Annotated in this window: 6 protein-coding genes; 3 read left to right on the forward strand and 3 right to left on the reverse strand. The window is 71.6% G+C overall.

Annotation, left to right across the window (positions count from 1 at the left end):
• Positions 1-168 precede the first annotated feature (168 nt).
• On the reverse strand, positions 169-1,080 hold the full coding sequence (gene metF / locus AB0447_RS33965) for a methylenetetrahydrofolate reductase [NAD(P)H] (RefSeq protein WP_366480777.1): 912 nt from the start codon (positions 1,078-1,080) through the stop codon (positions 169-171).
• Between the two features lie 130 nt (positions 1,081-1,210).
• Between metF and AB0447_RS33970 the strand changes: the two genes are divergently transcribed.
• Positions 1,211-1,639, forward strand: a complete 429-nt coding sequence (locus tag AB0447_RS33970) for a hypothetical protein (RefSeq protein WP_366480778.1) — start codon at positions 1,211-1,213, stop codon at positions 1,637-1,639.
• 5 nt (positions 1,640-1,644) lie between these two features.
• Here the strand turns inward: AB0447_RS33970 and AB0447_RS33975 are convergent, their stop codons facing one another.
• Both AB0447_RS33975 and AB0447_RS33980 read right to left on the reverse strand, forming a co-directional pair.
• A complete protein-coding gene (locus tag AB0447_RS33975) occupies positions 1,645-2,295 on the reverse strand; it encodes a lipoprotein (RefSeq protein ID WP_366480780.1) in 651 nt (216 codons plus the stop codon).
• A gap of 143 nt (positions 2,296-2,438) precedes the next feature.
• Positions 2,439-3,473 (reverse strand): helix-turn-helix domain-containing protein, encoded by a 1,035-nt coding sequence (locus tag AB0447_RS33980; protein WP_366480781.1) that lies wholly within the window; start codon positions 3,471-3,473, stop codon positions 2,439-2,441.
• A gap of 107 nt (positions 3,474-3,580) precedes the next feature.
• Here AB0447_RS33980 and AB0447_RS33985 point away from each other — a divergent pair, with 107 nt between their 5' ends.
• Complete coding sequence (locus AB0447_RS33985) at positions 3,581-4,477, forward strand: alpha/beta hydrolase (RefSeq protein WP_366480782.1); 897 nt, start codon at positions 3,581-3,583, stop codon at positions 4,475-4,477.
• Positions 4,478-4,774: 297 nt separating this feature from the next.
• A complete protein-coding gene (locus AB0447_RS33990; RefSeq protein ID WP_366480784.1) occupies positions 4,775-5,944 on the forward strand; it encodes a serine hydrolase domain-containing protein in 1,170 nt (389 codons plus the stop codon).
• Positions 5,945-6,643: the final 699 nt, after the last annotated feature.

Below are 6,643 nucleotides of genomic sequence, written 5' to 3' on the forward strand. Positions count from 1 at the left end.
CTGCCGGGTCGCGTCGGCCCGGTCACGTCTGCCCTGGTCACGCTTGCGCGGGTCACGTCTGCCCGGGTCACGCTGGCCCTGGTCACGTCTGCCCGGGTACGGCTCCAGTCAAGCGTGCGGCCGGCGGGCGGGCCATCCGCGCGGCGCGCGGCCGCATACGCGTCGCGCTCAGCTCCGGACGCCGAGGTTCCGGTGGATCTCCAGCGTGGCCGTGGACTTGTTGAGCGTGATGTAGTGCAGCCCCGGAGCGCCTTCGGCGAGGAGCCGCTCCGCCATCTCCGTCGCGTACTCGACGCCGATCCGGTGGCCTTCGGCCGGGTCGTCCTTGGCGGCCTCCAGGCGGGCGGCGAGGGAGGCGGGGAAGCGCGCGTTGCTGAGTTCGGCGAAGCGGGCGATCTGACGGACGTCGGTGGCGGGCATGACGGCGGGGAGGACCGGGGTCAGACAGCCCACCGAGGCGAGCCGGTCGCGGAACCGCAGGTAGTCCTCCACGTGGAAGAACATCTGGGTGACGGCGTAGTCGGCGCCGGCCCGGCACTTGGCCGCGAAGTGGAGGATGTCCTCGGTCCAGGAGGCGGACCGGGGGTGGCGCTCCGGGAAGGCCGCGACGCCGACGGTGAAGTCGCCGAGCGTGCGGATGAGCGAGACGAGCTGGTGGGCGTGGGCGAATCCCCGGGGATGCGCCGTCCACTCCCCCTTCGGGTCGCCCGGCGGGTCCCCGCGCAGCGCCAGCACGTCGCGGATGCCGGCGTCCGCGTACTGCCCGATGATGTGGCGCAGTTCGGCGACCGAGTGGCCGACGGCGGTGAGGTGGGCGACCGGCCGGAGCGTGGTCTCGGTGGCTATCCGCTTGGTGATCTCGACGGTCCGGTCCCGGGAGGAGCCTCCGGCCCCGTACGTCACGGAGACGAAGGAGGGCGCGAGCGGCTCGACCCGGCGGATGGCCTTCCAGAGGGTGCGCTCCCCGGCTTCGGTGCGGGGTGGGAAGAACTCGAAGGAGAACGACTTCCGTCCCTGCGCCAGGAGCTCGCGCACGCTGGGGGTGGTGGACGGAGTGGCAGCGGCCAAAGCGGTCGGCATGGTGGGACTCCTTTCCTGTCGGCGTGTGACGAAGTATTCGGTGTCCGGGCCTTGATTGGCGATCAGGTTCTTCGACTCTTCGAGGTCGATGAAAGGATGTCTGTCCGACGGGGGAACGACTGGGGGAAAAGTGGAACGGCGGGGCAGGATTCTGAGCTGGACGGCGGCGGTACTCGTGCTGCCGGCCGGCTTCGGCGTGTACAAGCTGTCGGGCATCGGCTTCGACGAGTCGGACCTGCGCGGCCGGTGGGGAAGCGAGGCCGGCGGCGAAGTCTCCTTCGGTCCGAACGGCGAGTTCACCGCCATGAACATCGGCCTCGCACCGGAATGCGACACGGCGGGAAACGGACTCAGCCCGGAGCGCCGGGTTTCCGGCGCCGGGCAGTGGAAACTGGGCGGCGGCGCGGACAGCGCGGAGATCGCCTTCCGCCCGTCCGGCGAGGGATTCCAGCCGTGCACCATCCGGGCGGTGCACGGGAAGAAGGGCCTCCGATTCGTCCACGACTCCGATTCGCACGAGACCTACCGCCACGAGCCGCGGCGTTCGGTGCCGCGCTAGCGGGCCTAGCGAGCCGCCTTGAGGGACTGCCGGGCGAGCCGGTAGGCGGGCAGCATCTCGTCGTGCTCCTGGGTGTCCAGGCCGCCCAGCTGCAGGACGACGGCGGCACCGCCGGGGGTGACGACGGCGTAGGCGTGCTCCTTCTTGGACTCGTCGAGGGCCGTCGTCTCGTACGCGGCCTCGACGCCCTGCAGGGCGCCGGCCGGCACCTCGGTGTAGGCCGGCGTGCCGGTGGGCTTCTCCCCGGCCATGAACGCCTCCAGCACCTGACGGGCGTTCCCCTTGGCCTTGTCGGCCGTCCAGACCCGCAGGAACCCGATGTTCCCGGCGGGCTTGGCGTCGATCTCGCACGTCAGGGTCAGCCCGCCCTGCTCGAACAGGGACGCGAACCGCTCGTCGTCGTTGCGCGCGACGGTCTTCGGCTTCCAGTCCTCGGCCAGATCGAAGACCACGGGCAGCCGGCACCCGCTCCCGTCCGCGCCGACGGAACCGGCGGCCTTCACACCGGAGCCGGGCGCGGCCGCACTCGGCGCGGCGGTGGGCGCCGCGGAAGCCTTTGCCTTACCCCCGGCATCGGCTCCCTCGCACCCCACGAGCCCGCCCATCACCACGACGGCCCCGCCCATCGCGACCGCCATCCGCATCAGCCCGCGCATTGCCACTCCCCCACCACAGAAAACAAAAGAAACGTCAACCTACACAGGGGTGTGGCCGACCGGTCGGCCGGGGTCGGACTCCGTCCGAACGGAACCCGGCCCGCCGACGACCTGAGCCTTCCTCGGCGTTCCTGCGTTTTTCCTCAGTCGTCGAGTAGCCGCCATGCGGTGAGGGCGAGTCTGGCCCGTACCGGGCCGGTGGGCTCGGTGAGTTCGATGCCCAGCGTCTTTCCGATCTGTTCGATTCGGCGGGCGACGCTGCTGTGGTGCAGGTGGAGCAGGTCGGCGGCCCGGCGCAGGGAGCCGGTGGCGCAGTAGGCGTCCAGAGTCTCCAGGTCCTCCGGGTTGCCGGCGATCCGGGCGATCGCGGCCACGTCTGCGTTGTCCCGGGCGGCGTCCTGGGGAACCCCGGCCAGGAGCGCCAGGGCGCCCAGGTCGGCGTAGCGGATGACAGGTTCGCGCGGGGTGGTGAAGCGGAGGGCGGTGCGGGCTTCCCGCCAGGACCGGTCGGGGCTGTCGGCGGCTCCGATGCCCGCGCGTACGCCTTCCGGGAACCGGGACGGGTCCACGACGGTGGCCAGGATGACACCCACGTCGGCGAGCGGTGCGGCCTTCACCCGGCGGCCCGGGCACACCAGGACGCCGACCTGGTCGAGCGGAAGCTGCGACCGTACGGCGACGACGCGCACCGGCAGGTCTGCGGCGAAACCCAGGAGCCGCAGCGCCCGGGCTCTGGCCGCCTCGTCGCTGTCGGAGCTGACCACCAGTTCGACGAGGGCGGGGTCGGCCATGGTGGTGCGGGCCGGGCCGTACCGTTCGGCGACCGCCGCGGCGGCGATGGCGAGCCGGTCGAGGAGGACTTCGTCGAGCGGAGTCGGGGGACCGGGCCGTTCCAGCCACACCGTGCCGATCTCCTCCTCGTCGAGGGTGATCGCCGCCGTGGTGGACGCGGGCGCCGGCGGGGTGGTCGCTTCCCTGCCGTCGGGCGAGACGCGGATCGCCCGCCCCGTGCCGTGGAGCCGGATCCCGGCCACGCACTCGGCCAGGCCCGCCGAGGACCGGGCGAGGGCCGGGAGGTCCGCCCGGCGGCGCATCAGCGTGTCGTAGAACATGACGACCCGGATCGCCCCGTCGACGTACGGATCCAGTCCTGACAGCCGTACGGCGAGTGCCTGCATGGCAGAAGGATAGAAGGCCGGGGCGCGCCGGTCGGTGCGTGATCGGGGCCGGATGTGCGACGGATGGCGGGTGACCCCCTCGGCGGGCGACCGTGAGGATGGCCGTCATGGATCCCGAACTCGAAGCGTTCATCCCGTTCCTCCCGCCGCTCGACATGGACGACCCGGTCGCCGCGCGCAAGATCTTCGCCGAGCGTGCCGCCTCGGCGCCCGCACCGGACACCTCGAACATGGAGGTCGAGGACCGCACCGTGCCCGCCGATCCGGACGTGGCGGTGCGGATCTACCGCCCGCACCGGGCGCAGGGCGCCATCGTCTGGCTGCACGGCGGCGGGGGCGTCTTCGGCGACCTGGACACCGAGCACCCGTGGGCCACCCGGATCGCCGACCTCGCCGGCGCGGTGGTGATCTCGGTCAACTACCGTCTGGCGCCCGAGCACCGCTTCCCGGCCGCCCTGGACGACGCCTACGCCGTACTGACCTGGGCGGCCGAACATGCGGCCGAGCTCGGCGTCGACCCGGAGCGGATCGCGGTCGGCGGTCACAGCGCGGGCGCGGCGATCGCGGCCGCGGTGGCGTTGCGGGCGCGTGACCAGCAGGGGCCGGCCATCCGCTTGCAGCTGCTCAACGAGCCGGGGGTCGACGACCGGCAACGGACGTGGTCGCGGCAGAACTTCACGGATGTGCCCTGGATGGACAGCGGCAAGATCGCCGCGGCGTGGCGGCACTACCTGGGCTCCCAGCCCGCCACGCCGTACGCCGCCGCGGCCCGGGCCGCCGACCTGTCCGGCCTGCCACCGGCGTACATCGCCACCGCGGAGTTCTGCCCGAACCGCGACGAGGACATCGAGTACGCGCTGCGCCTGCTGCAGGCGGGCGTATCGGTCGAGCTGCACCAGTGGCCCGGCACCTTCCACGGGTCGCAGGCGATCCTGTCCGCCGAGGTGTCGCAGCGACAGATCGCCGGCCTCACCACAGCCCTCCGCCGCGCTCTGGCCGCGTGAACCGCGGATGCCGAAAAGCACGGGGGAGATGCCCCGTTGCCCTCATTGCCGAGTTGTCATGTCATGAAAGGACGAATTCCTTTGAAGATCCGGCTGGTGGTATGCGCAAGCGTGGCCGCGGTGAGCGTGGGCGCGGTGAGTCTGAGTGCGGTGAATGCGAGTGCAGTAAGTGTGAGTGCGGGCAGTGCGAATGCGGGCACGGTGGCGGCACTTCCTGCACCCGCCGGGGCGCGGGCCGTGCCGGCCGGCAGCACGAACTCGTCCACAGGCTTCGATCCGACGGAGCTGAAGTCCGCCATGGACGGTGTCCATCGCGCGGGGATGCCGGGGGTGTACGCCGAGGTGCGCGATACCGGCCGGACATGGCGCGGCGCTTCCGGGGTCGCCGATGTCAGGACCGGCCGTCCCGTCACGGCCGACATGCGGCAGCGTGTCGGCAGCATCACCAAGACGTTCACCGCCGCCGCGGTCATGCAGCAGGTCGAGCGGGGCCGGATCCGGCTCGATGCGCCGATCGGCGACTACCTGCCGCATCTGGTGCCGGGAGAGCGCGGCAGGAAGATCACGGTGCGGATGCTGCTCAACCACACCAGCGGCATCCCCGACCACATCCGCTATGCGTTCCCTTCCCTGCAGAACATGTCGCCCGAGAGCCTGGACGCCAACCGGTTCAGGCAGTTCCGCCCGGCGGAGCTGATCGAGCTGGGGCTCTCGGCGCCTCCCGCCGGCGAGCCGGGAGCCACCCCGGGGGTGTATTCCAACACCAATTACGAGCTCCTCGGCCAACTCCTGGAGCGGGTGACCGGTACCCCTGCCGAGGAGTACATCACCCGGAACGTCATCGAGCGCGCCGGACTCCGGCACACCGAATTTCCGGCCGGGCCGCGTATCAAGGGCCCGCACTCGCGGCTGTATGAAGCGCTTTGGGGGTCGATGGACCCGCCGCGCGACTACAGCGTCTACAACATGTCCTGGGTGATGATGGGAGCCGGTCTGGTATCGACGATGGAGGACCTGAACCGCTTCTACGGCAAGCTGCTCGACGGAAAGATCGTCAACCGGTCGTCGCTGGCGCAGATGCAGCGCACGATCCCGGTCATCGCCCTGGACGGAACGACGATCGAATACGGCCTCGGTCTGCACAGGCACGACATCCCGGGTTGCGGCACCTTCTGGGGCCACGACGGCACGGCCTGGGGCGCCCTGACGGAATCCTGGACCCGCGCCGACGGCAAACGGCAGGCGTCCGTCGCACTGAACCTCGCGAGGTGGAAGAAGCCGACCCCTTCGGGGACGGCCCCTTCGGGTACGGCCCCTTCGGGTACGGCCCCTTCGGGTACGGAGCCTTCGGGTACGGGCTTTTCGGGTACGGAGCCTTCCGGTACGGGCCCTTCGGGGAACCTGCAGAACCACCCCATCGACGCCGCGCTGTCGACCCTCCACCAGCAGGCGCTGTGCGGTAACTGAAACACCCAGGCCGAGAACGCCTCGCAGGTCTCGTCGTTCGGCCGGTAGCCAGAGCCCCGCCCGCCCCGCCACGGGCCACCAACCTGTCCGGCCAGCCACCCGCCCGCCTCGCCGCGCACCGACCGACTGAGGCGGCCACGGTCGCCCGGGCAGGCCACGGGCCCGGCCCCCGCCGGGGGCGGGGAGTCGGGCGGAGCCCGCCCACCCGGCCCCGCCGGTCGGTACCCCCCAGCCTCGCCGGCGTTGAGACGCGGGGTCTGGGGCGTAGCGCCGCTTTGCAGCCTCGCCGGCGTTTGAGACGCGGACTCTGAGCGAAGCCCGCCTTCCAGCCCCACCGGCGTTTGAGGCGCGGGTCCGGGCAGAGCCCGGTTTCGGGAAGGGGCGGGGTGGGGGAAGGCTCCGCGCAGCGGCCCACCAGGCCGCGACCCCGCTCAACTGCCGGGCGGGGATGGGGGGTGCCGGGGCTTCGCCTGGACGGAATCGAAGGAGCAGGCGGGGGGCCTTCCCGGCAGTCCCAGTGTCATTCCGTGTCCGTCCGCCCCGTCAAGGGCGCTCCCTTCGGTCGCGTCGCTTCGCGATTCCGCTGCGCTCCACCCTTGACAGACCGGCCGGCCCCGGAAAGACAAGGACTGTCGGGAAGCCCCGAAAGAAGGGCAGGGGGACAGGACCCCATGCGGCCATACTCGGGAGGCTGGGCGG

The sequence above is a fragment of the Streptomyces sp. NPDC051211 genome (assembly GCF_040689505.1).
GTDB lineage: Bacteria > Actinomycetota > Actinomycetes > Streptomycetales > Streptomycetaceae > Streptomyces.